The organism is Phenylobacterium sp. T106 (assembly GCF_057219735.1).
This window is the reverse complement of sequence record NZ_JBXVWA010000002.1, coordinates 98,897-122,367: the sequence shown is the minus strand read 5'-3', so window position 1 is coordinate 122,367 and position 23,471 is coordinate 98,897. Positions and strand designations below refer to the sequence as shown.

The 23,471-nt window shown below is 69.8% G+C and carries 30 protein-coding genes; 14 read left to right on the top strand and 16 right to left on the bottom strand.

Translation table 11 applies throughout. From position 1 onward, the window contains the following. Positions 1 to 11: 11 nt before the first annotated feature. The 8 genes from AC2D8W_RS05200 to AC2D8W_RS05165 all read right to left on the bottom strand — a co-directional run bounded on the left by AC2D8W_RS05200 (position 12) and on the right by AC2D8W_RS05165 (position 9,271). Positions 12 to 1,169 carry a glutathione S-transferase family protein gene (locus AC2D8W_RS05200; RefSeq protein WP_484670639.1) on the bottom strand — a complete coding sequence of 386 codons (1,158 nt, stop codon included), beginning with the start codon at positions 1,167 to 1,169 and terminating at the stop codon, positions 12 to 14. Continuing rightward, positions 1,166 to 1,819: a DsbA family protein gene (locus AC2D8W_RS05195; protein ID WP_484670638.1), complete on the bottom strand. Its 654-nt coding sequence runs from the start codon at positions 1,817 to 1,819 to the stop codon at positions 1,166 to 1,168. The genes AC2D8W_RS05200 and AC2D8W_RS05195 overlap by 4 nt, the downstream gene beginning before the upstream one ends. 63 nt (positions 1,820 to 1,882) lie before the next feature. After that, the gene (locus AC2D8W_RS05190) at positions 1,883 to 4,204 is read right to left on the bottom strand and encodes a TonB-dependent receptor (protein WP_484670637.1); all 2,322 of its coding nucleotides are present in this window, start codon (positions 4,202 to 4,204) and stop codon (positions 1,883 to 1,885) included. A gap of 157 nt (positions 4,205 to 4,361) precedes the next feature. After that, positions 4,362 to 5,051, bottom strand: coding sequence for a TetR/AcrR family transcriptional regulator (locus AC2D8W_RS05185; RefSeq protein WP_484670636.1), 690 nt, complete (start codon positions 5,049 to 5,051; stop codon positions 4,362 to 4,364). Between the two features lie 91 nt (positions 5,052 to 5,142). Continuing rightward, complete coding sequence (locus AC2D8W_RS05180) at positions 5,143 to 6,783, bottom strand: sulfatase-like hydrolase/transferase (protein WP_484670635.1); 1,641 nt, start codon at positions 6,781 to 6,783, stop codon at positions 5,143 to 5,145. A gap of 94 nt (positions 6,784 to 6,877) precedes the next feature. After that, positions 6,878 to 7,807 carry a formylglycine-generating enzyme family protein gene (locus AC2D8W_RS05175; RefSeq protein WP_484670634.1) on the bottom strand — a complete coding sequence of 310 codons (930 nt, stop codon included), beginning with the start codon at positions 7,805 to 7,807 and terminating at the stop codon, positions 6,878 to 6,880. Positions 7,808 to 7,966: 159 nt separating this feature from the next. Continuing rightward, on the bottom strand, positions 7,967 to 8,605 hold the full coding sequence (locus AC2D8W_RS05170) for a TetR/AcrR family transcriptional regulator (RefSeq protein ID WP_484670633.1): 639 nt from the start codon (positions 8,603 to 8,605) through the stop codon (positions 7,967 to 7,969). Between the two features lie 15 nt (positions 8,606 to 8,620). Beyond that, positions 8,621 to 9,271 carry a TetR/AcrR family transcriptional regulator gene (locus AC2D8W_RS05165; protein WP_293483849.1) on the bottom strand — a complete coding sequence of 217 codons (651 nt, stop codon included), beginning with the start codon at positions 9,269 to 9,271 and terminating at the stop codon, positions 8,621 to 8,623. Positions 9,272 to 9,605: 334 nt separating this feature from the next. Here AC2D8W_RS05165 and AC2D8W_RS05160 point away from each other — a divergent pair, with 334 nt between their 5' ends. Beyond that, positions 9,606 to 9,803, top strand: a complete 198-nt coding sequence (locus AC2D8W_RS05160) for a twin transmembrane helix small protein (protein ID WP_293483851.1) — start codon at positions 9,606 to 9,608, stop codon at positions 9,801 to 9,803. Between the two features lie 10 nt (positions 9,804 to 9,813). Next, entirely contained in the window at positions 9,814 to 10,386 is a 573-nt protein-coding gene (locus AC2D8W_RS05155; RefSeq protein WP_484670632.1) for a cob(I)yrinic acid a,c-diamide adenosyltransferase, read from the top strand. On the opposite strand, the gene AC2D8W_RS05150 is transcribed toward AC2D8W_RS05155, so the two are convergent. Then, on the bottom strand, positions 10,387 to 10,683 hold the full coding sequence (locus AC2D8W_RS05150) for a hypothetical protein (RefSeq protein ID WP_484670631.1): 297 nt from the start codon (positions 10,681 to 10,683) through the stop codon (positions 10,387 to 10,389). A gap of 148 nt (positions 10,684 to 10,831) precedes the next feature. On the opposite strand from AC2D8W_RS05150, the gene AC2D8W_RS05145 reads away from it, so the two are divergent. The 12 genes from AC2D8W_RS05145 (at position 10,832) to AC2D8W_RS05090 (ending at position 20,978) form a co-directional block, all read left to right on the top strand. Then, entirely contained in the window at positions 10,832 to 11,578 is a 747-nt protein-coding gene (locus AC2D8W_RS05145; protein WP_484670630.1) for an electron transfer flavoprotein subunit beta/FixA family protein, read from the top strand. Beyond that, entirely contained in the window at positions 11,579 to 12,523 is a 945-nt protein-coding gene (locus AC2D8W_RS05140) for an electron transfer flavoprotein subunit alpha/FixB family protein (RefSeq protein ID WP_293483859.1), read from the top strand. It begins immediately after the preceding gene. 210 nt (positions 12,524 to 12,733) lie between these two features. Further along, positions 12,734 to 13,612: a 3-hydroxybutyryl-CoA dehydrogenase gene (locus AC2D8W_RS05135; RefSeq protein ID WP_484670629.1), complete on the top strand. Its 879-nt coding sequence runs from the start codon at positions 12,734 to 12,736 to the stop codon at positions 13,610 to 13,612. Between the two features lie 82 nt (positions 13,613 to 13,694). Continuing rightward, positions 13,695 to 14,072 carry a YciI family protein gene (locus AC2D8W_RS05130; protein ID WP_484670628.1) on the top strand — a complete coding sequence of 126 codons (378 nt, stop codon included), beginning with the start codon at positions 13,695 to 13,697 and terminating at the stop codon, positions 14,070 to 14,072. Continuing rightward, positions 14,069 to 15,328: an RNA polymerase sigma factor gene (locus AC2D8W_RS05125; protein ID WP_484670627.1), complete on the top strand. Its 1,260-nt coding sequence runs from the start codon at positions 14,069 to 14,071 to the stop codon at positions 15,326 to 15,328. Before AC2D8W_RS05130 ends, AC2D8W_RS05125 begins: the two co-directional genes overlap by 4 nt. Before the next feature lie 100 nt (positions 15,329 to 15,428). Continuing rightward, positions 15,429 to 15,851, top strand: a complete 423-nt coding sequence (locus AC2D8W_RS05120) for a VOC family protein (RefSeq protein WP_293483866.1) — start codon at positions 15,429 to 15,431, stop codon at positions 15,849 to 15,851. 152 nt (positions 15,852 to 16,003) lie between these two features. After that, positions 16,004 to 17,260 (top strand): flagella assembly cyclic-di-GMP phosphodiesterase TipF, encoded by a 1,257-nt coding sequence (tipF, locus tag AC2D8W_RS05115; protein ID WP_484670626.1) that lies wholly within the window; start codon positions 16,004 to 16,006, stop codon positions 17,258 to 17,260. 74 nt (positions 17,261 to 17,334) lie between these two features. Then, a complete protein-coding gene (locus AC2D8W_RS05110; protein WP_484670625.1) occupies positions 17,335 to 18,258 on the top strand; it encodes a hypothetical protein in 924 nt (307 codons plus the stop codon). A 47-nt stretch (positions 18,259 to 18,305) separates the two neighbouring features. Beyond that, complete coding sequence (locus tag AC2D8W_RS05105) at positions 18,306 to 19,181, top strand: TIGR01459 family HAD-type hydrolase (protein ID WP_293483872.1); 876 nt, start codon at positions 18,306 to 18,308, stop codon at positions 19,179 to 19,181. A 55-nt stretch (positions 19,182 to 19,236) separates the two neighbouring features. Beyond that, positions 19,237 to 19,659 carry a MaoC family dehydratase gene (locus tag AC2D8W_RS05100; RefSeq protein ID WP_484670624.1) on the top strand — a complete coding sequence of 141 codons (423 nt, stop codon included), beginning with the start codon at positions 19,237 to 19,239 and terminating at the stop codon, positions 19,657 to 19,659. A 13-nt stretch (positions 19,660 to 19,672) separates the two neighbouring features. Then, positions 19,673 to 20,611, top strand: a complete 939-nt coding sequence (locus tag AC2D8W_RS05095; protein WP_484670623.1) for a bifunctional riboflavin kinase/FAD synthetase — start codon at positions 19,673 to 19,675, stop codon at positions 20,609 to 20,611. 40 nt (positions 20,612 to 20,651) lie between these two features. Continuing rightward, the gene (locus AC2D8W_RS05090; RefSeq protein WP_293483878.1) at positions 20,652 to 20,978 is read left to right on the top strand and encodes a DMT family transporter; all 327 of its coding nucleotides are present in this window, start codon (positions 20,652 to 20,654) and stop codon (positions 20,976 to 20,978) included. Between the two features lie 4 nt (positions 20,979 to 20,982). Here AC2D8W_RS05090 and AC2D8W_RS05085 read toward each other — a convergent pair whose 3' ends face one another. The 7 genes from AC2D8W_RS05085 to AC2D8W_RS05055 form a co-directional block, all read right to left on the bottom strand. Next, positions 20,983 to 21,168, bottom strand: a complete 186-nt coding sequence (locus tag AC2D8W_RS05085) for a DUF3606 domain-containing protein (protein WP_293483880.1) — start codon at positions 21,166 to 21,168, stop codon at positions 20,983 to 20,985. Between the two features lie 17 nt (positions 21,169 to 21,185). Next, entirely contained in the window at positions 21,186 to 21,446 is a 261-nt protein-coding gene (locus AC2D8W_RS05080) for a hypothetical protein (protein WP_293483882.1), read from the bottom strand. A 3-nt stretch (positions 21,447 to 21,449) separates the two neighbouring features. Next, entirely contained in the window at positions 21,450 to 21,605 is a 156-nt protein-coding gene (locus AC2D8W_RS05075) for a hypothetical protein (RefSeq protein WP_293483884.1), read from the bottom strand. Positions 21,606 to 21,618: 13 nt separating this feature from the next. After that, positions 21,619 to 21,975, bottom strand: a complete 357-nt coding sequence (locus tag AC2D8W_RS05070) for a DUF6481 family protein (protein WP_293483886.1) — start codon at positions 21,973 to 21,975, stop codon at positions 21,619 to 21,621. Then, a complete protein-coding gene (locus tag AC2D8W_RS05065; RefSeq protein WP_484670622.1) occupies positions 21,972 to 22,181 on the bottom strand; it encodes a hypothetical protein in 210 nt (69 codons plus the stop codon). Before AC2D8W_RS05065 ends, AC2D8W_RS05070 begins: the two co-directional genes overlap by 4 nt. Positions 22,182 to 22,221: 40 nt before the next feature. Next, positions 22,222 to 22,431, bottom strand: a complete 210-nt coding sequence (locus AC2D8W_RS05060) for a cold-shock protein (RefSeq protein WP_293483890.1) — start codon at positions 22,429 to 22,431, stop codon at positions 22,222 to 22,224. A 246-nt stretch (positions 22,432 to 22,677) separates the two neighbouring features. Beyond that, positions 22,678 to 23,445, bottom strand: coding sequence for a carboxylesterase family protein (locus AC2D8W_RS05055; RefSeq protein WP_484670621.1), 768 nt, complete (start codon positions 23,443 to 23,445; stop codon positions 22,678 to 22,680). Positions 23,446 to 23,471: the final 26 nt, after the last annotated feature.

The window sequence follows — 23,471 nt, the reverse complement described above, 5'->3', positions numbered from 1 at the left end:
TCCCGCCTCCCCTATTCAACCGCCAGTCGGCTGCGCACACGCGTCAGCCGCCGCGCGAGGCGCAAGGCCACGACGCCGTCGGCGCCGGCCGCACGCGCGAAGTCCAGCGCCGCCTCGCGCTCCGCGCCGGAAAGCCCGGCCGTGAAGTCCAGGGCGCGCTGCAGGATCCACAGCGAGTGGCCCAGGGCCTGCTGCTCGATCGCCACGCCGTGATAGTCCACCACGATGGGTCCCAGCGCGGGCTGGTCGGCCCCCTCGGCCGAGACGAACCCGCCGGCCGGCGCATCGGGGTTGGCCTCGGCCCAGGCGTTGAAGCGGCCTGCGGTCAGGACCAGCTCCTCCGCGTAGCCGCGGAAGACGTGCCGCATGAACGCTGTCAGCGTCTCGGGGACGACGTCGTCGGCCGGGAGCTCGCGGGAACGGTCCGGGAATTCGGGCGTCTGCAGCTCGCCGCCGTTGATGCGCTCGATCCAGCGGAAGACCAGCGGCGCCGTTCGCTGCATGAGGTGCAGCGGATAGGGATCACGGCCCAGGTGACCAAACATCGGTCCCATGAGGGCGTAGTCGCCCCGACTCGGCGCGCCCCCCAGCAGGTATGGGTGCTGCGAGAGGTGAGCGTTCAGCAGCGCCAGGGTCTCGCGGTAGACCCGTTCGATCGTGGGGATGGTCCGTGGCTCGATGCCGAGCATCGGCAGGTACGAGGACATGCGCGAGGCCACCCGCTGGCCCAGGCGTTCGACCTCCTCCGGCGGCGCGGGAAACCGAAGCGAGCGGCCGAACTCGCCGACGACGAAGCCCTCGTTCACGTCGAGGAAGTTCCACCGGTAGTGCATGGCCGGCTTGGCGAGTCCGCGGTCGCCGAGGACCTCGAGCAGCAGCGTCGCCAGGGTCTGGCGCGGGCCCATGCGCTGCGCGCGGGGGTCGGGGTATCGCCGCTCCAGCGCGTCCAGAATGGCCGTGGAGTCCTGGACGATCATCCCGTCTGCGAACTCGACCACCGGGATGCGGTGCGTGTCGACCGCCGGCTTGATCACCTCGCGGTAGCGAGGGTGCGAGGGGAAGCGCTCGACGTGACGGACGCCGCGCGCCCGGAGGAACGCCCGCACCTTGGCGGTGTAGAGCGACGCGGGCGCTCCGTAGAGCCAGAGGTCGGGCGCTTCGCCGGTCATGTGGTCCCGCGACGTTTCAGGCCCTTCTGGAGCATGCGCCACTTGAGCTGGTCGAACCGGTCCTGGCCGAAGAAGGCCTCGCCGCCGAACACCATCATCGGCACTCCGTAGTGCCCGCCCTCGCGCTGGGCGACCTGGCTGGCCTCGACGATGGCGCGGTAGCGGTCGGGGTCGCCGTCGACGGCGCCGGACAGCTCGTCGTAGTCGAGTCCGCCCCGCTCGGCCGCGCGGCGCAGGTGGTCGCCCTCGTGCCAGTTCTCGACGGACCCGCCCCAGATCAGCCGGCTGACCTCGTCCAGGAACGGCAGCCCTCGGCCCCGCTCGGCGGCGGCGACGCCCAGGTAGGTGAGGCGGTGGATGTGGGGCTGTTCCTTGGGGTAGCTGCCGTCTGGAAGCCGGAAGACCGGATCGGGCCGCGGCCAGCGGAGCGGCAGGCCCAGGAACTCGGCCTCACGCCGGATGTCGGCCTGGAAGTAGCTGAACCACAGCGGATCCCGCGTCTCGAAGAACTCGGGCGTGCGCACCGCGATCGGGAAGATCGGGCGGACGTTGCACGTCACCTCGTACTCGTCCTCAAGGGCCCGGAGCCTGGGCGTCACGAGGTACGAGTAGGGCGAGCGGAAGGACCAGTAGAGGTCGTAGCTGAGCATGGATCGTCCCCGGAGCCCGCGTGGGCCCGGCCGGCCGCGGAGCGCGGCCGGCCGGAAGCCGCCTCAGAACTTCACCGTGGCTTCGATGCCGTAGGTGCGCGGCGGGGCGTACCAGCCGACGAAGCCTTGCGCCTGGGCCGTGCCGCCCGCCGAGATGAAGGCGTTGAGCGGCTGGAGCGTGGCCTGCGCGAAGTAGTCGCGGTCGAAGATATTCTTGCCGTAGGCCGAGATGCGCCAGTTGCCCTTCTCGGGCGTCAGGCCCACGCGCAGGCCGACCAGCGTCACCGAGTCCTGCAGGCCGCGCGGGTCCAGCAGCGGCTCGAGGAACTTCGAGCTGGTGTAGCTGACGTCGGCGTTGACGAAGATCTCGAGGCCCGTGCCCGCCAGCGGCCGCTGGTACTGGCCGGCGAGGCTCCAGGTCCACTTCGGGCTGTGGGACGGAGTCTTGCCGTTGTAGTTGCAGGTCCCCGGCGAGGTCCCGTTGGCCGGCTGGCCGGCGTAGCACTGGCCCGCCGTGTAGTCGGTGAACTCGGCGTCCATGTAGCCCAGGGAGCCCTTGATCGTGAGCTCGCGGATCGGCCGGAACTCGGCGTCGGCCTCGACGCCCTGCACCCGACGGTCGCCGGCGTTGGCCACGATGAAGCCGGATCCGGTGAGCGGGTTGAGGATCGAGTCCTGGAAGTCCTTCAGCTTCATCCGGTAGGCGTCGACGTTCAGCACCAGCCGGTTGTCGAGCAGCAGCGACTTCATGCCGACCTCGATGGTCTCAGAGTTCTCGGCGTCGAACTCGACCGGCACGCCTACGGCCGACGAGCGGGCGTTGTAGCCGCCCGTCTTGTAGCCCGTGGCGGCCAGGGCGTAGAGCATCACGTCGGGGGTCACGTCGTACTGGACGGTCGCCGACCAGGTGATCTTGTCCTCGTTGCGCTTGACCTTGCCCAGGTGGTTGACGGGGAAGACCGTTCGCGCCGCCGGGGACGCCGTCGGGTTCACGTCGCCGTCGAGGAAGGCGTTCTTCTTGTCGTACGAGTACCGCAGGCCGCCGACGAGCCGGAAGCTGTCGGTGACGTTGAAGGTCGCCTGGCCGAACAGCGCCCAGCTCTGGGTGTCCTGGGTGTAGTAGAAGATGCCGGTGTCGCCGGGCGTGAACCGGCGGGCGGGCGGGAGCACGCGGTTGGCGTGCAGGCCCAGCACCGTGCGCGAGGTGTAGGTCAGGGTCTCGGAGAACAGGTACACGCCCGCGAGGTACGACACGCGCTGGTCCGCCGGCGAGGCGATCCGCAGTTCCTCGGAGTAGCCTTCGGCCCGGAGGCGCTGAGAGCCGGTGGCGGTGTTCTGCGGCAGGCCGTCGGCCGCCAGCGAGACGATCTTGTCCTCATAGCCGTTGAAGGCGGTGATCGAGGTCAGGGTATGCCCGCCGGGCAGGTCGATGTCGAAGGTCGCCGAGACGCCGTAGACGTCGGTGTTGTTGTCGCCCTCGACATCGTCATCGACCACGTGGTCGCGGTCGTTGAAGTTGCGGAACGGGCGGCCCACCGCCTGCGCGGCCGTCAGGAAGCCCGGGGTCGCGATGCCGGTGGGCGTGGAGGGCGCCAGGGTCTCGGGCGTGCAGCAGTTGGCCTCGAGCCGGGCGTAGTAGCCGATGAAGTTGCCGGTGATGCCGTCGCGGGGCTGCCACTTCAGCCGGCCTCGCACGCCCCACTGCTCGCTGCCGTTGACGTCATCGCCGTCGAACAGGTTGGTTTCGTAGCCGTCCCGATCGCTGACCCAGAAGGACAGCCGGCCCGCCAGGCTCTCGGTGAGCCCGCCGCCCACGTAGCCGCTCAGTCCACGGTCCTCGTAGTTGCCGGCCCGCGCCGTGAGCTGCGCTTCGAAGGTCTGGGTCGGCTCGCGCGAGGTGATGTTGATCGCGCCCACGGGGGTGTTGCGGCCGTACAGCGTGCCCTGGGGGCCGCGCAGGACTTCCACGGTCGAGATGTCTTGGAGGTTCCCCTGAATGGGCCCCGCCGCCAGGATGTAGACGCCGTCGATGAAGATGCCGACGGACGACTCGATGCCGGGGTTGGTGCCCGACGTCCCGATGCCGCGCACGAAGACGGTGGTGTTGCGGTTGTTGTTCGACTGCGAGATCGAAACGGAAGGGATGAAGCGGGCCAGTTCGGTGACGTTCGCAACGCCCGTCTTCTCCAGGAACTCGCCGCTCACGGCGGTCACCGACATCGGGACGTCCTGGATGTTCTCGGCGCGCTTGTTGGCGGTGACGATCAGCGTCTCCACCTCTGCGACCCCGCTGGCGGTCTGCGCCAGCGCCGAGGACGCCGCGCCCGCCACCAGCGCGAACGCCGTGGTGACGAGCAGTTTCGAAGCAAGGCTGCGCCTCGGCATGTCAGATCCTCCCCGATGGAAACGTCGTGTTCTTGTTGGCGGATTGTGAATGTGAATTCCGGTTCAAGTCAACCCGGACCGGCGCCTCGGCAGCCAGCGCGGGTGTCAGGCGACGCGAAGTCCATCCCGCCTGACGCAAGGAAAGGATGAACCGGAATTACGCTTCCGTAAAGCGGGCAGCGCGGCGTTCCGGCGGCGCAGTCACGCCGATGCAGGCCGCCAGCATCCGCGTCAGCCGGTCGATCACGAACGGTGGCGCGACCGCCTCCTGCTGCACCACGTCCCGCCGCAGGACGCGCTGGATCAGGATCGCTTCGACCGACCGCAGGCCCAGCGCGCAGGCGTCGTCCAGGGTGTCCGACAGCCCTTCGCCCCGCAAACGCAGGAACGCCGCCAGGCGAAGACCCGACGCCGTGTCCGCCGCCCACAGCGCCGGCACGTACAGTCGGCCGGCGCCCGCCAGCATCCGCTGGAACAGGGCGCGGAAGAATCCGGGATGGCGCTCGATGACCTGGGCGGTGTTGCGCACCAGCACCTCGAGCACCTCGTAGACGGGCTGGCCGGCGCGCTCGGGCCGGCTGAGGAAGCGCTCCATGTTGCGCTCGATCCGGTGGGCGAACTGCAGGTGCAGCGCCCGGAACAGCGCCTCCTTGTCGCGGAAGCGGCGGTAGAAGCTGCCGATGGAACAGCCTGCGGCCGCGGCGATGTCGCCCACGTGGGCCTCGTCATAGCCCTTGCGGGCAAAGACCTCCTCGCCCGCCTTCAGGAGCCGGGCCTGCGCCTCGCGGCTGCGGGCCTGGTTGGCCGGCATCACGCCGTCGACGCCGGTCAGGTCGAAGGGTTCCATCGCCAAGCGCCACCGTTCCCTCGACATCGCGGCGGGCTTCGCCGCGGGCGTCCATGTTGCTCAACGGCGACGCGCGAACCGGCGCGAGGCCTCAGTTCCCCCAGTAGACATACTCGTCGTCGTCCCGCTGGGGCTCGATCAGCGAATGATCCAGCATCACCGGCGATTGACCAAGCTCGGGCCACAGCGGCGGGGCCTGCTGGGCGTCGTGATCGGCGAGGAGGCGCTTCAGCTCCGCCACCTTCTCTGGCCTCGCCTGCGCCAGGTTGACCCGCTCGGTGGGATCGGACGACAGGTCGTAGAGCCAGTCCTTCGCCGGCCGCTCCGTCACCTGCAGCTTCCAGTCGCCGGCGCGGACGACGCGGTAGGGGCCCGTGCGCCAGAAGAGGACGTCGTGGGGTCGTCCGGTCTTCCGCGCGCTGACGAACGGCATCAGGTCCACGCCGTCCATCGGCCGGTCCCTGGGCATGGCGGCGCCCGCCGCGGCCACCGAGGTGGCGAAGATGTCGAAGTGGGAAACCGGCGCGTGGTAGGTCTTTCCGGGCCGGATCGCCGCGGGCCACTTCATCAGCATCGGCACGCGGATGCCGCCCTCGAAGAACGTCTGCTTCCAGCCGCGGAAGGGGCGATTGATCTCCTCGAGACCGATGTAGTAGGCGCCCCCGTTGTCGCTGGTGAAGATCACCAGGGTGTTCTCCTCAAGCCCTTGCTCCTGCAGCGCCTGCAGGACGCGCCCGACGTTTCGGTCGAGCTGGCGGATCATGGCGGCGTAGACCCGCTCGCGGTGGTCGGCGATGTGCGAAAGCGCCCAGTAGTCCTCGTGCGTCGCCTGGAGAGGCGTGTGCGGGGCGTTGTAGGCGAGGTACATGAAGAACGGCCGGTTCCGGTTGGCCGCCACGGCCGCGACGGCCTCGTCCGTCAGGTAGTCGGTCATGTGGCGTTGCGGCTGGAACGCCTCGCCGCCGTCCTTGCGGACGTAGAACTGCAGGGTCGACCAGAGCTGCATGTCGATCGGGTCGAAGCCCTGGATCGAATTGACCACCCGCGGATCCTCCCGCGGGAGGAACATCGAGGCGCCGCCGGTGAACCCCAGCGTCTCCGAGAAGCCGCGCTTCTGTGGCTGGAACTTGGGCGCCTCGCCAAGGTGCCACTTGCCCAGCTGCATCGTGTGGTAGCCCTCCTTCTGGAGAAGCTCGCCCAGCATGATCTGGTCGGTGGGGACGCCCATCTCGACCATGGGAATCACATCCTTCTCCCGCTCGGGGAAGTAGACGGGGTTCAGCTTGCCGTAGTGGTGGGCCCGCACCTGGCGGGCGAACCGCAGCGGCGTGGGCGTGAACTCGAAGCCGTAGCGGGTGGGGTAGCGGCCGGTGAGCAGCGCCGCGCGCGAGGGCGCGCAGGTGCCGTGCCCGGAGTAGGCCTGCTCGAAGCTCACGCCCTGGCGGCCGATGGAGTCGATGTAGGGCGTCGGAACCGAGCCGCCCGCCACGCCTCCGCCGTTGAAGCTGAGGTCGTTGAAACCGAGATCGTCGGCGACGATCAGGATGATGTTCGGAGGACGCTTGCCCGACGGCGGACGCGCGGGGCCCTGCTGCCAGGTCACGGCGCGCGGCGGACCCGCCTGCACCGCCGGCCTGTCGACGGGCACGTTGGACGGCGCCTGCGCGGCGGCCTGATGCGCCGTCCCCGCCACCACCGCGGCCGCAGCCAAGAGCGCCCGTTTGAACCGCATGGACCAGCCTCCCACGTCCGCGGGAAGCGTACGCGCGCATCCCGTCATCACGCGCGGCGAGCGCGCCCGGGAAGCAATACCGGAACCGGTATTCTCATTCAATATCCCGCGGGCTACCGCGGCGCGCCACGCAGCGGAATCCTATGTGGGAAGTCGGGCTGTCGAGAGGTTGGGGATGTCGCGCCGCGGGCCGGTAGCGGCGGCAGTAGCTCTCCGCGCAGAGATGCGACCCGCCCTTGAGCACCTTGCGGCCCATGGGGATATGGGGCGTGTGCGGGTCGTAGCTCTCCGATTCGACGGCGAGCCGGGCCCGGGGCGGGCCGCAACAGGCCTTGCCGCTCTCCGCCGTGTCCGTCGCGAACCAGTCCACGGTCCACTCCCAGACGTTGCCGATCATGTCGAAGAGGCCGAATCCGTTCGGCGGGAAGACCCCGACGGGCGAGGTGCGGGCCCAGCCGTCGTCCAGCAGGTTCTGCCAGGGGAACTCGCCCTGCCAGTAGTTGGCCATGGCGCGGCCCTCAGGCGCCAGCTCCTGGCCCCAGGCGAACGGCTCGCCCTCGCGGCCGCCGCGCGCGGCGTACTCCCATTCGGCCTCGGTCGGCAGCGACTTGCCCGCCCAGCGCGCGTAGGCGGCGGCGTCGGCGTACGCGATCTGCACGACAGGGTGATCGAGGATGTCGTCGATGGAGCTGCCGGGGCCCAGCGGGTGTCGCCAGTCGGCCCCGAACACGAAGGACCACCATTGGCCGGGGTCGCCCGTGTCGACCGGGCCGGGCGTGGGCATGAACACGGCCGAGCCTGCGCGCGCCATCTCCGGCGGCATTCCCGGGTAGTCGCGGGGATCGGGCGCGATCTCGGCGAAGGTGACGTAGCCGGTCGCAGCGACGAACTCGGCGAACTGCCGATTCGTGACGGGATGGGTGTCGATCCAGAAGTCGCCGACGGCCGCCCGGCGGACGGGCGCCTCTTCCGGATAGTGCGCGTCGGACCCCATGAGGAAATCGCCGCCGCGGATCAGGGTCATCCCCGCGAGTTTCGACCGCCTGGCGGCCCTGGGCTTCAACTTCGAACTCACGCTGCGCCCACCCTCCCGCGGAATGACGGCCCTCGCCTTCTTGCGCCTGGAGCAGCGCCGTCTGGCAAGCGGAAACGCAGCGCAGGCTCGCGGGCGGCCGCGCAGCCGCTACCGTTCGGGGGCGAGCCCGGCCACGATCAGACCCAGCTGGCGGTCCATCACGGCGATGAGCGCCTTGGCGTCCGCCTCGGTGGTCACCACGATCCGGTAGGTCCAGGCATAGGCCGCCATCATCAGGTCGACGGCTTCCTGCATGTCGATGTCGGGTCGCACCTCGCCGGCCTGGATCCCGACCTGCAGGATATCGCGGATCACCTGCTGGAAGTGCTCGTTGCGGCCGTAGGGACGCGCGGCGCCCGACAAGGTATGGTCGAAGGCGGCCGCGATGTGCGCCAGGAACAGCCGGATATGGCGCGCCTCGAACTCGAAGTGGATGGCGAACATGGTCCGGAGGCGGTCGACCGTCGACCCGCGAACATGCGGCATCACGCGGTCGACCTCGGCGTAGAGCGGCTCGAGCCGCGCGGCCATCACCTCGGAGAGGATCTCCCCCTTGGACGCGAACGTGGTGAACACAGACCCGACAGCCACGCCGGCGTGCCGCGCGATCTCGCGGATCGTGGTGCCCTCGTAGCCGTGGGCGTCGAACAGCTCGCGCGCGGCGGCGATCACCCGCCGGCGCGTCGCTTCCTTTTGCGACTGCCGGACCGGCGTCGCTTCCGGAAGTGGGTTGGCCCCAGCTGTCATGGCCCGCTGCCCCGGCTAGCCGCGGCGGGCCCCCGCGAGCAGGATCCGGATCTGGTCGCGGGCGCGCGCCTGCAGGGCGTCCAGGCTCCAGCCCTCGAAGATCGCCTGGGGGAAGTTGGAGAGGTACGTGTCCATCAGCATCTGGCTGCGGAGCTTCACCTCGGCCTCTTGCGACAGTTCGCCACGGGTCACGGCCGAGGCCAACTGCTCGGTGAAGAGCTCCTGGAACGCCAGCGACGAAGGCAGCCCGCGCAGCGAGGGCCCGCCGTCCCGGTCCCACGACACCGAGAAGGCCGCACGCGCCAGCTGAAGACGCGTCTTGTAGAACGTGTAGCCGGCCATGAAGACCTTCAGGAGCGCGTCCTCGACGTTGCGGCCGCGCTCGGCCGCCTCGCGCATCGAGGTCACGAGGGCCTCCATGTCGTCGACCATGATCTCGCGGAAGAGGTCCGACTTGTCGGTGAAGTTCGCGAAGACCGCACCGGTCGACATGCCCGCCGCAGCGGCGATGTCGCGGATGGTGGCGCCTTCATAGCCCTGCTCGGAGAAGAGCCGGCGGGCAGCCGCAAGCACCTTCTGGCGGGTCTGCTGCTTGGCGAGCGCGCGGCGCGTGGGGGGACGCGCCGGGGCGTCCGCGGCGACTTGATTGGGGGAGATGTGCTTCATTCGTCTCTTATCGCTCACCGGTGGGGGTATCCGGCGAAGCGTCTGGTTTCAGGGGATTTGGAGAGGAGTGGCGGCCTAGCACCAACGCTGAACATGTTCAACTAACTCGGTACGTGAGCAAGGTTACGAAGCTGTAATCCGATGGAATCAGCGACCGGCCGCGGTCGGGGCCGGACGGCAAGTCCTTATGTGATAAGGACTCTTGCGTCACCCCCCTTCTGCGGAAGGACAAAGGTCGTGTGATCGTTGAACATGATCAAGGTTGATAAAGTCAAGTTTCAAATGAACATGGATGATTGTGGCAAGGCGGCGTTTGCCAGCCTAAGTTCGACGCATGGACGTCTTCGACTACCTGATCTACGCGGCGCTGGCCGCCGTCGCCATCGTTCTGGCGGCGGGAATCTACGCCCTCTTCCGGGGCGGCGACTTCGGGCGGTCGTGGTCCAACAAGCTCATGCGCCTCCGCGTCCTGACCCAGGCCGTCGCCGTCGCGGTCCTCGTGCTGGCGGTCTGGTGGCGCGGCCAGGGCTGAGGGTCGCCCCGTGGTGACGCTGAACCGGATCTACACCCGCACGGGCGACGCCGGCGCGACCCGGCTGGCCACCGGCGCGACCGTGAGCAAGTCCGACCTGCGCGTCGAGGCCTATGGGGCGGTGGACGAAACCAACGCATGCCTGGGCCTGGCGCGTGTGTCGCTGGCCGACCCCGAGCTCGACGAGATCCTGGCCCGGCTGCAGAACGAGCTGTTCGACCTGGGGGCCGACCTGGCCACGCCGGCGCGCCCCGACGAGCCCGAGGGCGCGGTGCTGCGGGTCAGCGACGCCCAGGTGGCGCGACTGGAGACCGAGATCGACCGGCTGAACGACCGCCTGCCGGCGCTGCGGTCGTTCGTCCTTCCGGGGGGAACGTCGGCCGCGGCGGCCCTGCACCTGGCGCGGACGGTCTGCCGGCGTGCGGAACGGGAGGCTGTTCGGCTCGTGGAGACGGGCGAGCCGGTCAGCGCGCCGGCGTTGCGCTACCTGAACCGGCTGTCCGACCTGCTCTTCGTCGCCGCGCGGTGGGCCAACGGCCGCGGCGAGGCCGAGGTGTTCTGGGTCTCGGGCGCGACCCGCTAGCTACTCCTTCGGCGCGGGAGCAGGCGCTGCTGCCGCATTCGCCGGACCGGCCGGCCGGCCGATGGCGCGCTTGGCCTCGGCCAGCGCCTTCTCGTCGGTGATGACACGGCCCGTGATGTCGGAGATGAGCACCGGCGTGGCGCAGACCCGCTCAACGGGATCCCACCACTTCTTCAGCTCCTTCTCGCACTTCTGCGCGGGCATGACCCACCACACCTGCCACACGCCGACTCCGATCGCGGCGGCGACGAAGAGGCAGATGAAGATGAGCTTCAGGCGCTCGATATTCGGGTTCATGGGAGCCTTTTACGTAGGGACAGGCACGTCTGGCTAGTTTTGTGCGCTGCGGCAGGACCGCCCGCGCCGCACTTGCAAACCGCGTGGGAACGGGTATCAGCCACCGGCTTAAGTCATTTCCGCGAACAATTTGAGGCGCTAGCAACCCATGAAGGTGTTGGTCCCGGTCAAGCGGGTGATCGACTACAACGTCAAGGCCCGCGTGAAGGCCGACCAGACGGGCGTCGACCTCGCCAACGTCAAGATGTCCATGAACCCGTTCTGCGAGATCGCGGTCGAAGAGGCCGTCCGTCTCAAGGAGAAAGGCGCAGCCACCGAGGTGGTGGCGGTTTCCGTCGGCCCGACTCAGGCCCAGGAAACCCTGCGCACCGCGCTCGCCATGGGCGCCGACCGCGCGATCCTGGTCCAGACCGACCAGGACCTGGAGCCTCTGGCGGTGGCCAAGGTGCTCAAGGCGGTGATCGCCGAGGAGAACCCCGAGCTGGTCCTGATGGGCAAGCAGGCCATCGACGGCGACAACAACGCCGTCGGCCAGATGCTCTCGGCCCTGCTCGACTGGCCCCAGGCGACCTTCGCCTCGGAAGTGGCCGTCGACGGCGGCAAGGCGACGGTGACCCGCGAGGTCGACGGCGGCCTGCAGACGATCGACGTGAGCCTGCCCGCGGTCGTCACGGCGGACCTGCGCCTGAACGAGCCGCGCTACGCCTCGCTGCCCAACATCATGAAGGCGAAGAAGAAGCCGCTGGACGTGAAGGAGCTGGGCTCCCTCGGCGTCGACACGGCGCCGCGCCTCAAGGTCGTGAAGGTCACCGAGCCGGCCAAGCGCCAGGCCGGGATCAAGGTCGAGACGGCCGCCGACCTCGTCTCCAACCTCAAGACCGCGGGGGTCCTCTAAATGGCCGTTCTCGTCATCGCGGACCACGACAACGCGACTCTCAAGGACAACACGCACAAGGTGGTGACCGCCGCCCAGGCGATCGGCGGCGACGTCGACGTGCTGGTGGCCGGCTCGAACACCGCCGCGATCGCGGCCGAGGCGGCCAAGATCGCCGGCGTGCGCAAGGTGCTGACGGCCGAGAGCGCCGAGCTCGGCCAGGGTCTTGCCGAGGCGATGGCCGACCTGGTGGTGGGCCTGGCCGGCGGCTACGACCACATCCTCACGCCGGCGACCTCGCAGGGTAAGAACTTCAGCCCGCGCATCGCGGCGAAGCTGGACGTGGCCCAGATCTCGGACGTGACCGAGGTGGTCTCGGCCGACACCTTCACGCACCCGATCTATGCGGGCAACGCGATGGAGACGGTGCAGTCGGGCGACGCCAAGAAGGTCCTGACCGTCCGCCCGACCGCCTTCAAGGCGGCCGCGGACGGCGGCTCGGCCTCGGTCGAGAGCGTGGCGGCTCCCGCCGCGCCGGCCAAGACCAAGTTCGTGGACCAGAAGATCGTGAAGTCGGCCCGGCCTGAGCTGGGCGGCGCCAAGATCGTCGTTTCGGGCGGCCGCGCCATGGGCTCGGCCGAGGAGTTCCAGAAGGTCATCGAGCCGCTCGCCGACAAGCTCGGCGCGGCCGTCGGCGCCAGCCGCGCGGCGGTGGACGCGGGCTACGCGCCCAACGACTACCAGGTCGGCCAGACCGGCAAGGTGGTCGCGCCGGAACTCTACGTCGCCATCGGCATCTCGGGCGCCATTCAGCACCTGGCCGGCATGAAGGACTCCAAGGTGATCGTGGCGATCAACAAGGACGCCGACGCGCCGATCTTCCAGGTGGCCGACTTCGGCCTCGTGGCCGACTATAAGGCCGCGGTTCCCGAGCTGATGAGCGCGCTCACCGCAGCGGGCAAGTAGGCTCTTCCGACATCCGACGTGCGACGGGCGGCTCCGCGAGGGGCCGCCCGTTTGCGTTGCGGGCGCGACGTAGGCCCCTGAACCGCCATCGACCGGCGGAATTCATTTTGCGGCGCAGCAAAGGTCTTGCCGCGGCGCGCCATACCCGTGTTAGAAAGCTGCCGCGAAACTATGCGAAAACTTGCAAGCGGCATCGAAGGCCTGATCTGAATGGTTGACATCAAGACGGTCGGCATCATCGGCGCAGGCCAGATGGGCACCGGCATCGCCCACGTGGTGGCCCTGGGCGGCTATGACGTGCTGCTCCACGACGTGAGCCAGGAGCGCCTGCAGCAAGGCCTCTCCGTCATCGAGAAGAACATGACCCGCCAGGTCTCGCGGGGCTTGATCGAGCCCGCCGCCATGGAAGCGGCGATGAAGCGGATCAAGCCGGCCAGCGAACTTCAGGCCGTGGGCGGGACCGACCTGGCCATCGAGGCCGCCACCGAGAATGAAGAGACCAAGAAGACGATCTTCAAGGCCCTCTCGCCGCACCTCGGGCCCGACACGCTGCTCGCCTCGAACACCTCGTCGATCTCGATCACGCGGCTGGCCTCGGCCACCGACCGTCCGGGCAAGTTCATCGGCCTGCACTTCATGAACCCTGCGCCGGTCATGAAGCTGGTCGAGATCATCCGCGGCATCGCGACCGACGCCGACACCTACGAGACTGCGGTTCAGTTCGCCCAGTCGCTGGGCAAAACCACCTCGAACGCCGAGGATTTCCCAGCCTTCATCGTCAACCGCATCCTGGTTCCGATGATCAACGAGGCGATCTACACGCTCTACGAGGGCGTGGGCACCGTCGACGCCATCGACACGGCCATGCGGCTGGGCGCCAACCACCCCATGGGGCCGCTCGAGCTGGGCGACTTCATCGGCCTGGACACCGTGCTCTCGATCATGAACGTGCTGTACGAGGGCCTCGCGGACTCGAAGTACCGGCCCTGCCCGCTGCTCGTGAAGTACGTCGAGGCCGGCTGGCTGGGCCGCAAGTCGGGCCGCGGCTTCTACGACTACCGCGGCGACAAGCCCGTCCCCACGCGCTGACCGCCTCCCGGCGGACAAAATTGCGCCCCTCTGTCGGGCGGTCGTATCCTCGTGCGTCCTGTGTCCGAACGAGGAACCCCCCATGCTGTACGCCCTGCTCTGCTACAATGACGAGGCGACCGTCTGGGCCTGGGACAAGGCGCAGGAAGACGAGGTCATGGGCCGCATCGCCGTAGTGCGCGAGAAGCTGGAGGCCCAGGGCAAGCTCGGCCCGTCGCTGCGCCTGCTGCCCACCACGGCGGCGACCACCCTGCGCAAGAGCGACCCGCCGCTGATCATCGACGGCCCCTTCGCCGAGACGAAGGAGCAGCTGCTCGGCTTCTACATCCTGGACGTCGCCGACCTCGACGAGGCGATCGCCGTCGCCAAGGCGCTGGGCGAGGCCAATCCCGGCGGCGCCTACGAGATCCGTCCGCTCGCGGTCTACAACACCGGCGCGGATCTGCGCGTGCCGGCGTGAGCGACCTCGCCTGGATCAACGCGGCCATCACGGCCGCGCGGCCCCAGGCGGTCGGGGCGCTGCTCCGCTACTTCCGGGATCTGGACACGGCCGAGGAGGCCTTCCAGGACGCCTGCCTGCGCGCCCTCGGAAACTGGCCGAAGAACGGTCCGCCGCGCGATCCCGCGGCCTGGCTCATCATGGTGGGACGAAACGCCGCGCTCGACGGCGTTCGCAAGCGCGCCCGCAACACCGAGCTCCCGTCAGAGGAGACTCTCTCCGACCTGGACGACCAGGAGGCGCGTGCGGCCGACCGCGTGGACGAGGGAGCGTATCGCGACGACGTGCTGCGGCTGCTCTTCATCTGCTGCCATCCCGACCTGCCGGCCACCCAGCAGATCGCGCTGGCGCTGCGGATCGTCGCGGGCCTCTCGGTCGCCCAGATCGCCCGGGCGTTCCTGGTCTCCGAAGCGGCGATGGAGCAACGGATCACCCGCGCCAAGCGCCAGGTCGGCGCCGGCGACGCCCCCTTCGAGACGCCCGGCGCGGTCGAGCGGTCCGAGCGGCTGGCCGCTGTGGCCGCCATGCTCTACCTGGTCTTCAACGAGGGCTATTCGACCGGCGGCAACCTCGAGCGCGCCCAGCTGTGCGACGAGGCCATCCGCCTCGCCCGCCTGCTCCTGCGGCTCTTCCAGACCGAGCCCGAGATCATGGGCCTGCTCGCGCTAATGCTGATCCAGCACTCGCGCACGCCCGCCCGCTTCGACGCCGACGGCCAGGTGGTGCTGCTGGACGACCAGGACCGCCGCCTCTGGCGCGCGCCGCTGATCGCCGAGGGCCTCGCGCTGATCGAAAAGGCGCTGCGTCACCGGCGGCCGGGCCCCTACCAGGTGCAGGCCGCCATCGCAGCGCTGCACGCCCGCGCCGCCACGCCGGCCGAAACCGACTGGCCTCAGATCGACGCCCTCTACGCCAGCCTGGAGCGGATGACGCCGTCGCCGGTCATCACGCTGAACCGGGCTGTGGCGGTCTCGAAGGTGCGCGGTGCGGCGGCGGCGCTCGAGATGATCGACCCGCTGCAGGACCGGCTTTCGGGCTACTTCCACTTCCACGGCCTGAGGGGCGCGCTCAACCTCGAGCTGGGCCGGCACGGCGAGGCCCGCGCCGCCTTCGACCGGGCGATCGCACTGGCCAACACGGCGGCCGAAGCCGCGCACATCCGCGCCCACCTCGACCGGCTGGCCGCCGACCACCAGCCGGCGAAGACCGCGGGCTGAGCGCCTCCCCTTATCCCGCGAGCGGGAAAGGAAGCGCTGAGGTTGTCGGCGCGAGCGCGGTTCGCGCGTCCTTGGTCCAGGATCAGCCAGGAGCAACCCGATGCCCGAGACTCTCGACGCGCCCGCCATGCCGAAGGTGGAGACCAAGGGGGGCGTCGTCGCCTACCTGGCCGTCGACGGCGCGCTGAAGGCGGCCGACTTCTACGCCAAGGCGTTCGCCGCCGAGGTGGCGTTCGCCCATCCCGCCGACGAGCAGGGACGGACCATGCATGTCCACCTCCATATCAACGACAGCTCGGTCATGCTCGGCGACTTCTACCCCGAGCACGGGCACAGCTTCGAAGCCCCGGCCGCCTTCATCATCCAGCTCATCGTCGAGGATTGCCGCGCCTGGTTCGACCGGGCCGTCGGCGCCGGCTGTCAGGCGCTGGTCGAGCCGCAGGTGATGTTCTGGGGCGACACCTGGGCCCAGGTGAAGGACCCGTTCGGGTTCGTCTGGGCCTTCGACCAGCCGGCCGCGTAAGCCGCGACGGGCGGGTCCGCGCGCGCGCCTCCCCAGCGCCGCGGGCCCGCGACCCGATTCGGCGTTAACCAAACCCGAACCGCGGCATGGTTAATGGGTTCGACGAGGCCGGAGTCCGCAGCGGATACTCCGGGTGATTCGGAGCGGGATCCATGCGGCGGCTCACCTTCGCGCTCCTCTGCGCGACCTACTTCTGCCTCTCGCTGATCGTGGCGCTCACGCTGTGGCGCAACGGGATGGGCGCCGGCGTGGCCGTCTCGTCGTTCCTGGGCGCCTTCGGCCTCTGCATCGCCTCGCACGGCATGGTCATGCGCTTCCTCGAGATGCGCGAGATCCGCGGCGAGGTGGAGGCGGTTCGCGACGCCCACAGGATCCTTCTCGACCAGGTGGTGAAGATCGACGGCCGCATCACCGAGGTGGCCCGGGCGGTCGAGGCCGACCTTACCCGGGGCGCCGAGCTGACCGACGAAGTCCACATGCTGGAGGAGCTGGTGCAGCGCCTGGGCCGCCGCTTCGACGAGCGGCCCGAGCCGTACCTGGCCGCCCGCGCCGGCCAGGACGTTCGCGGTTCCGACGGCCGCCGTCCCCAGGGGCTGCTGGACGTGGTCCGGGACGCCCTCACCGAGAATCGAGTCGACCTCTACCTGCAGCCGGTGATGGCCTTGCCGCAGCGCAAGACCGTCTTCTACGAGAGCTACTCGCGCCTGCGCGACGCCACGGGCCGCGTCATCCTGCCGGCCGAGTACCTGGCCGTGGCCGAGCCGGCGGGGCTGGTGACCGCCATCGACAACCTGCTGCTCTTCCGCTGCGTGCAGATCGTGCGGCGGCTGGCGCAGCGCGACCGACGCGTGGGGATCTTCTGCAACATCTCCATGGCGAGCCTGGGCGACGAGGAGTTCTTCCCGCAGTTCCTCGAGCTGCTCCGGGCCAACCGCGACCTGGCGCCGGCCCTCGTCTTCGAGATCGGCCAGCAGGCGTTCGAGACCCGCAACGGCGTGCAGGCCCGCAACATGGCCCGCCTGGCCGACCTCGGCTTCCGCTTCTCGGTCGACAAGGTGGTCAACCTCGACCTGGACCTGCAGGACCTCGGCCGCTCGGACGTCAAGTTCCTGAAGGTCGGCGCCCAGACCCTGCTCGACGAGCTCACCGAGGTGGACGACCGGCTCGTCCTGCGCTCCATGCCCGACCTGGCGGCCGAGGACTTCGCCCTGCTGCTGCGCCGTTACGGCGTCGATCTGGTGGCCGAGAAGGTCGAGAACGAGCGGCAGGTGGTCGACCTGCTCGACCTCGAGGTGCAGCTCGCCCAGGGCCACCTGTTCGGCGAGCCGCGGGCGATCAAGAACGACGTCCTGGCCGAGGCCGGCGCGCCGGCCTCGAACGTCGAGCGCCTGAGGCCCCGCGCCGCGTAGGGCAAGCCTTCGCGTGGGCTATTGCGGGACGGCCGGCCCCGGACGAGCATGACGCGCCGGCAGGGGGGCGTGGCATGCGCAGGTTGATCATCGCCGCAGCGGCGCTCGCCTCCGTCACGACCGCGCAGGCGGCGCCGCCGGATCTCGGCGGCCTGTGGACCACCGGCTCGCTGACGCCGCTCGAACGGCCCAAGGACTTCAAGGCGTTGACGATCAGCGAGCCGGAAGCCCGCGCCTATGAGGCCCGCCGGCGCAATCAGCCGCCCCCCATCGAGGACGACGTCGGCGGCGCGGACTCCGAGTGGTGGGAGACCGACGAGCCGCTGCAGCGCGTCCGGGGCCAGCCGCGCACCTCGCTGATCGTCTCGCCCGCCGACGGGAAGCTTCCCTTCACCGCGGCCGCCGCCGCCCGCAACAAGGATCGCACCGCGCGACGCAAGCTGACGACCGACAATCCGGAGGACCGAGGGCGCGGCGATCGCTGCCTGCCGGGGGCGCTCGCCGGACCGCCGATGATCAATGGGGTCTACAACAACAACTTCCGCATCGTGCAGACCCGCGACCACCTGGTCATCCAGGCGGAGTACCTCGGCGACGTGCGCATCGTGCGGCTCGACCCGCGGGCGCGGCGCGGGCCGCCGCACGTGCGCCGGTGGCTCGGGGAGTCCATCGGCCACTGGGAGGGGGACACCCTGGTCATCGTGACGACCAACTTCACGGCGACCGAGGTGGACGCGCCGGACGGCGATCCCGCGGCGGACGCCGTGGTGATCGAGCGGCTCACGCGCCTGGGCCCGGACCGGCTCGGCTACGCCTTCACGGTGCGCAATCCGTCGCTCTACGTCATGCCCTGGCAGGGCGAGATGGAGCTTCGCACCACCGCAGGGCCGCTCTTCGAGGTAGCCTGCCATGAGGGGAACTACGCGCTGCGGAGCATGCTGGCGGGTTCGCGGCAGGCCGAGGCGCAGGCTCCGGCGCAGGATGGTAGCAAGCCCTGAGGCGCGCGCCTTCGCCGAGCCGCATCGATGTGCTACCCGCGCCTCGCATGAACGCCCCCACACCGATCGCCGGGCTCGGCGAGCTCGCCGCCCGCTACGATGTCCTTCTCTGCGATGTCTGGGGCGTGATCCACAACGGCCGCGAGAGCTTCCCCGCGGCCTGCGCCGCCCTGGCGCGGTACCGGGCCGAGGTGGGCCCCGTCATCCTGATCTCGAACGCCCCGCGGCCGCATCCCCCGATCGTGGACCAGCTGGACTCCCTCGGCGTCCCGCGCGAGGCCTGGACGCGGCTCATCACGTCGGGCGACGCCACCCGGGCGCTTCTGGCCGAGCGCGGCGGGCGCGTCTGGAAGATCGGACCGGACCGGGACGAGGTGCTCTACGAAGGCCTGGGCCTCACCGACGCCGGGCCGGGCGACGCCGACTTCATCTGCGTCACCGGGCCCTACGACGACGAGACCGAGGAGCCTGCGGACTACCGCGACCGCTTCCTGACGTGCGTGGAACGGGGCCTGGAGCTGATCTGCGCCAACCCCGACATCGTGGTGCAGCGCGGCGACCGGCTGATCTACTGCGGCGGCGCCCTGGCCCAGTTGTACGAGAACCTGGGCGGCCGGTCCGTGATGGCGGGCAAGCCCTACGCCCCGATCTACGAGATGGCCCTGAGGGCCGCTGAGGCCGAGCGCGGCGGGCCGATCGATCCGCGCCGCGTGCTGTGCATCGGCGACGGGCTGCCCACCGACGTCCGGGGCGCAAATGCGCGTGGCCTCGACGTCCTGTTCGTCGCCAACGGGATACACGGCGGCGAGACGATCGGGGCCGACGGCCTGGACGCGCGCGTCGTGGCGGATCTCCTGCGCCGCGAGGCGCTTTTCGCGAACTGGGTAACTCCCGATCTGGCGTGGTCGGCGGGGGCGCTCTAGGACCGGAGCGTGGACCGTTCCTGGGGGCGACGTCCGCGTTCCAAGGGAGCGGTCGGTGCAAGGCTTCTATTTCGACGAGCTGACGGTCGGCCAGACCGCCGAGACCAGCCGCGTGGTGGGCCTGGCCGACATTCAGGCTTTCGCCGACGTCTCGGGCGACCACAACCCGCTGCACCTGGACGAGGCCTACGCCAAGACCACGACCTTCGGCGAACGCATCGCCCACGGCATGCTCTCGGCCTCGTTCATCTCGGGGCTCATCGCGAACAAGCTGCCCGGGGCCGGGGCCATCTACCTGTCCCAGTCGCTGCGGTTCCGCCGGCCGGTGAAGATCGGCGACCTGGTCGGGGTTCGGGTCACGATCAAGGCGCTCGACGAGGCTCGCGGGCACGTCACACTCGACACGATCTGCGAGGTCGCGGGCAAGACGGTCATCGACGGTGAAGCCCTGGTGATTGCGCCCCGCCGCCCGGCGTGACAATCGGGGGCGCATGAAGCGCATCCGGGTGATCCGCGGCTGGAAGGACCTGCCGCCAGAGGACCGCGGCGCCGCCGTGGCCATGGGCAGCTTCGACGGCGTCCACAAAGGGCACCAGCAGGTGATCGAACTGGCCGCCCGCGCCGCGCGCGATCTGGACGCGCCGCTCGGGGTCATCACCTTCGACCCCCACCCCCGCGTCTATTTCCGGCCCGAGGAACCGGCGTTCCGGCTGATGAAGACCGACCAGCAGGCGCGCGCGCTGGAGAAGCTGAACGTCGACATCCTCTACGTCCTGCCCCTGGACGCCGAGCTGGCCGGCATGACCGACCGCGAGTTCGCCACGCAGGTGCTCCACCAGGGCCTGGGCGCGCGCCACGTGGCGGTCGGCTTCGACAACTCCTTCGGCAAGGGCCGCACAGGCACCCCGGACACCATGCGCCATTACGGGGACGAGCTCGGCTTCGGGGTCTCGGTGGCCGACCCCGTGGGCCACGGCGGCGAGAAGTTCTCGTCGACCCAGGTCCGCGACGCGCTTCGCGACGGTCGGCCCGAGGTCGCGGCCGACATCCTGGGCCGCCCCTTCGCCATCGAAGGCACGGTCCAGCGGGGCCGGCAGCTGGGCCGAAAGCTGGGATTTCCCACCGCGAACGTGGACCTCGCCGACTATGTGACGCCGCGCTTCGGCGTCTACGCCACCCGTACCCGCCTGTCGGACGGGCGGCAGTTCGACGGCGTGGCCAACATCGGCATGAACCCGACGGTCCAGGGGCTCACCCGGCCCCTGCTCGAGGTCTGGCTGTTCGACTTCGACGAGGACATCTACGACCGCGTCATCGAGACCGACCTCGTCGCCTTCCTGCGTCCGGAAGAGAAGTTCGACGGGCTCGAGGCGATGACCGCGCAGGTGATGAAGGACGCGGACGAGGCCCGCAGGGTGCTGGGGAGCTGAGCGGGCCGGCCGACCGGCGGAAAGCGATGGAGGCGACCCGATGACGGCCTGGCTCTACCTGGCGGCGGCGATCGCCCTGGAGATCGGCGGGACCTTCTTCCTGAAGCTGTCGAACGGCTTCGAGAAGGCGCACTGGGGCGCGGTCTCGATCGCCCTGTACTCCGCATGCTTCTGGGTGCTCGCGCCGGCGCTGAAGGCGATCCCGGTGGGCGTCGCCTACGCCATCTGGTCGGGAGTCGGCATCATGGCCGCGGGCGCCATCGGGGCGTTCGCGTTCGGCGAGCGGCTGGGGCCGCTGCAGCTGGGCTTTATCGCCCTCATCCTGGTGGGCGCCGTCGGCCTGCGGCTGACGACCGCCGAGGCGTAGCGCGTCAGCGGCGCTTGCCGAGTTCGGCGGCGATGTCCTTGGTGAGACGGCCGACCTTGCGGTGGGCGGCGGTGAGCTGCTCGCGGGTCACGCCCCACTTCTTCATCCAGTATTCGACGGCCTTGCGCTCGGAGAGGTCGAGCCGGTCCTTGTCGATGAAGAAGCCGCCCTTGTCCTTCAGACCGGCCATGGCGCGCGCCCCTTCCGTCAGCGGCCGACGGCCGTGATGTCCTTGATCAACGCCTGGACGGGGGCCTTGCCGCCGACGCTCCAGACCAGCTTGAGGAAGGCCAGCGTGCGCGCGGCCGCGTCCTCGTACTTCCAGTCGCAGCCCACGAAGCTGCAGCCGGCGAACGCCGGCGGCTCGCCGCCGCCATAGACCAGGCGGCAATCGCGGAACTCGCAGTCCGAGAAGGTTTCGCCGTCCATGAGGACGGTCTCGTGGTTGTAGATCTCGCCCTGCGGCATGGCTCAGTCCTGTTCGTCGGATCCGCCGCCGGGCGCATCGCCCGCGGCGCGGTCGCGCTCGCGCTGGGCCCGCTTGGCCTCGGCCTTTTCGGCGGTCTTGAGCGCTTTCAGGCGCTCGCGCTCGCGGCGTTCGAAATCGTAGTTCGGCTTTCGCGCCATGGATGTCTCCGGATCAGCGGGCCTTGCGGGCGGCGTAGCGCGCGTCGCGCTTGGCCTTCTGCTCGGCCTTGGTGAGCGCCTTGCGCTCCTTGCGCTCGCCGCGCTTGGCGTCGAGGGCGGCGGCGGCGGCGGCTTCCTCGGACACTCGCTTGGCCTCGGCGGCGTCGTGAGCGGCCTGGATGCGGGCGGCCTTGGCCTCGGCCCGGTCCTGGCGCACCTGGGCCAGCTCGGCCTGCCGCGCCTCGGCGCTGGGCGTGAAGTCGGCGGCCGTCACGGTCGGCTTGGGCTTGAACCCCGCCAGCAGGGCCTTCTTCGCTTCGGCGGCGGTCTTGAGGCGTTCGGCGAAGCCGGTGCGCTGGATTTCGTTCATGGTCGCCTTGGGTCAGTCGCGGCCTGGGCCGCCGGGAAGGTCGCCGCGCAGATGGCGGCCAGGTGGCCGCGGATGCTGCGGGGCGCGAGCAGGGCGTCGACGGCGCGGCAGCCGTCCGCCTTCAGGCGCAGCTTGAGGCCTTCGATGTCGGGTGCGGCGCCGGAGCGGGCGAGCTCGTAGGCGCGTTCGATGGTCGATGTGGACATGGGCAGGTCGCCGGGCGGTTTCCCGCCCGGCCCGGTTTCGTCAGACAGCTTGCAGCTGGCCGGCCGACATCTTGCCGCTGCGCTGGTCGCGCTCGAGCTCGAAGCCGATCTTCTGGCCTTCGTTCAGACTGCCAAGGCCCGCCCGCTCGACGGCCGAGATGTGCACGAACACGTCGTTGCCGCCGTTGTCAGGTTGGATGAAGCCGAAGCCCTTGGTGGGGTTGAACCATTTCACGGTGCCGGTGGTCATGTTTTTCGCCTTTCAGGCATAGATTTGCGCGCGCTCCGGATGGAGCGTCGATCGATATCTCGGAGTGGATCTTGGGAAGTCCGGGCTCGATCCGAAGAACAAGCGTGGAGAGCAACCGAACCAATTCGAATTTCGATTTTCCATAGGTAGCACAAATCTTCCGACAACTCCAGGACATTCTGGAGTCCTGCCGCGCCAGGCGGGCCTTTGGGGTGCGCTGGCCGCCCGAAACGGCCCTGGCGCCGCCTATTTGGCGTGCTGGCGCCGTTGCTGGAACAGCCACGTCGGCAGGGCCTCGTCGGCGAACCCGGGGTCCCAGGAGTTGTGGTTCACCCCGGCCAGCTCCTTGTAGGTGACGGCGGCGCCGGCGGCCTTCAGGGCCGCGGCCATCTTCCGCGACTCGTCGACCGGGACCACCACGTCGGCGTCGCCGTGGATGATCCACACCGGCGCGCGGGCGATGCGCTGCGCCAGGGCCGCGAAGGGGTCGGGTCCGGCGGCGATCGGCGGAAGGCCCCGGAACGATCCGGCGAAGCCGCAGACCGGCACGAGGGCGGCGAAGCGGTCGGGATTCTCATACGCCAGCCGCCAGGTCCCGTTGCCGCCCATGGACATGCCCGCGAGGTAGACGCGGTCGGGGTCGGTGCGGAATTCCCGCTCGGCCGCGGCCAACGCGGCCAGCGCCATCTTGGCCGGGGCGCCCATCCAGAGCTGGTCCTTGGGCGCCTGGGGGAAAACCACGATGGCGGGCCAGCGTTCGGGATGGCGACGGATCGCGCCCCCCAGACCCACCTCGGTCTGCAGCAGCCCGTCCGAGCCGCGCTCGCCCGCGCCGTGGAGGGCGAGGATGACGGGCGGTGGTCCCTTCGCAAGCCGGCGAGGCACATAGACCTGGTAGGCGTAGGCCTTGCCGTCGACGGTGATCGTCCGGTCCAGGAACCCGGTCTCGGCCAGGGCGGCGGACGGGGCCGCCAGCACGAACAGCGCCGCAAGCGCCAGCATCCACCGCATCATCGGGCCTCTCCCTCCGTTTGCCCGAT

Coding starts and splice junctions, on each gene's coding strand:
- AC2D8W_RS05200 (WP_484670639.1), bottom strand. CDS start 1,169: ATGACCGGCGAAGCGCCCGACCTCTGGCTCTACGGAGCGCCCGCGTCG.
- AC2D8W_RS05195 (WP_484670638.1), bottom strand. CDS start 1,819: ATGCTCAGCTACGACCTCTACTGGTCCTTCCGCTCGCCCTACTCGTAC.
- AC2D8W_RS05190 (WP_484670637.1), bottom strand. CDS start 4,204: ATGCCGAGGCGCAGCCTTGCTTCGAAACTGCTCGTCACCACGGCGTTC.
- AC2D8W_RS05185 (WP_484670636.1), bottom strand. CDS start 5,051: ATGGAACCCTTCGACCTGACCGGCGTCGACGGCGTGATGCCGGCCAAC.
- AC2D8W_RS05180 (WP_484670635.1), bottom strand. CDS start 6,783: ATGCGGTTCAAACGGGCGCTCTTGGCTGCGGCCGCGGTGGTGGCGGGG.
- AC2D8W_RS05175 (WP_484670634.1), bottom strand. CDS start 7,807: ATGACCCTGATCCGCGGCGGCGATTTCCTCATGGGGTCCGACGCGCAC.
- AC2D8W_RS05170 (WP_484670633.1), bottom strand. CDS start 8,605: ATGACAGCTGGGGCCAACCCACTTCCGGAAGCGACGCCGGTCCGGCAG.
- AC2D8W_RS05165 (WP_293483849.1), bottom strand. CDS start 9,271: ATGAAGCACATCTCCCCCAATCAAGTCGCCGCGGACGCCCCGGCGCGT.
- AC2D8W_RS05160 (WP_293483851.1), top strand. CDS start 9,606: ATGGACGTCTTCGACTACCTGATCTACGCGGCGCTGGCCGCCGTCGCC.
- AC2D8W_RS05150 (WP_484670631.1), bottom strand. CDS start 10,683: ATGAACCCGAATATCGAGCGCCTGAAGCTCATCTTCATCTGCCTCTTC.
- AC2D8W_RS05145 (WP_484670630.1), top strand. CDS start 10,832: ATGAAGGTGTTGGTCCCGGTCAAGCGGGTGATCGACTACAACGTCAAG.
- AC2D8W_RS05140 (WP_293483859.1), top strand. CDS start 11,579: ATGGCCGTTCTCGTCATCGCGGACCACGACAACGCGACTCTCAAGGAC.
- AC2D8W_RS05135 (WP_484670629.1), top strand. CDS start 12,734: ATGGTTGACATCAAGACGGTCGGCATCATCGGCGCAGGCCAGATGGGC.
- AC2D8W_RS05130 (WP_484670628.1), top strand. CDS start 13,695: ATGCTGTACGCCCTGCTCTGCTACAATGACGAGGCGACCGTCTGGGCC.
- AC2D8W_RS05120 (WP_293483866.1), top strand. CDS start 15,429: ATGCCCGAGACTCTCGACGCGCCCGCCATGCCGAAGGTGGAGACCAAG.
- tipF (WP_484670626.1), top strand. CDS start 16,004: ATGCGGCGGCTCACCTTCGCGCTCCTCTGCGCGACCTACTTCTGCCTC.
- AC2D8W_RS05110 (WP_484670625.1), top strand. CDS start 17,335: ATGCGCAGGTTGATCATCGCCGCAGCGGCGCTCGCCTCCGTCACGACC.
- AC2D8W_RS05105 (WP_293483872.1), top strand. CDS start 18,306: ATGAACGCCCCCACACCGATCGCCGGGCTCGGCGAGCTCGCCGCCCGC.
- AC2D8W_RS05095 (WP_484670623.1), top strand. CDS start 19,673: ATGAAGCGCATCCGGGTGATCCGCGGCTGGAAGGACCTGCCGCCAGAG.
- AC2D8W_RS05090 (WP_293483878.1), top strand. CDS start 20,652: ATGACGGCCTGGCTCTACCTGGCGGCGGCGATCGCCCTGGAGATCGGC.
- AC2D8W_RS05085 (WP_293483880.1), bottom strand. CDS start 21,168: ATGGCCGGTCTGAAGGACAAGGGCGGCTTCTTCATCGACAAGGACCGG.
- AC2D8W_RS05080 (WP_293483882.1), bottom strand. CDS start 21,446: ATGCCGCAGGGCGAGATCTACAACCACGAGACCGTCCTCATGGACGGC.
- AC2D8W_RS05075 (WP_293483884.1), bottom strand. CDS start 21,605: ATGGCGCGAAAGCCGAACTACGATTTCGAACGCCGCGAGCGCGAGCGC.
- AC2D8W_RS05070 (WP_293483886.1), bottom strand. CDS start 21,975: ATGAACGAAATCCAGCGCACCGGCTTCGCCGAACGCCTCAAGACCGCC.
- AC2D8W_RS05065 (WP_484670622.1), bottom strand. CDS start 22,181: ATGTCCACATCGACCATCGAACGCGCCTACGAGCTCGCCCGCTCCGGC.
- AC2D8W_RS05060 (WP_293483890.1), bottom strand. CDS start 22,431: ATGACCACCGGCACCGTGAAATGGTTCAACCCCACCAAGGGCTTCGGC.
- AC2D8W_RS05055 (WP_484670621.1), bottom strand. CDS start 23,445: ATGATGCGGTGGATGCTGGCGCTTGCGGCGCTGTTCGTGCTGGCGGCC.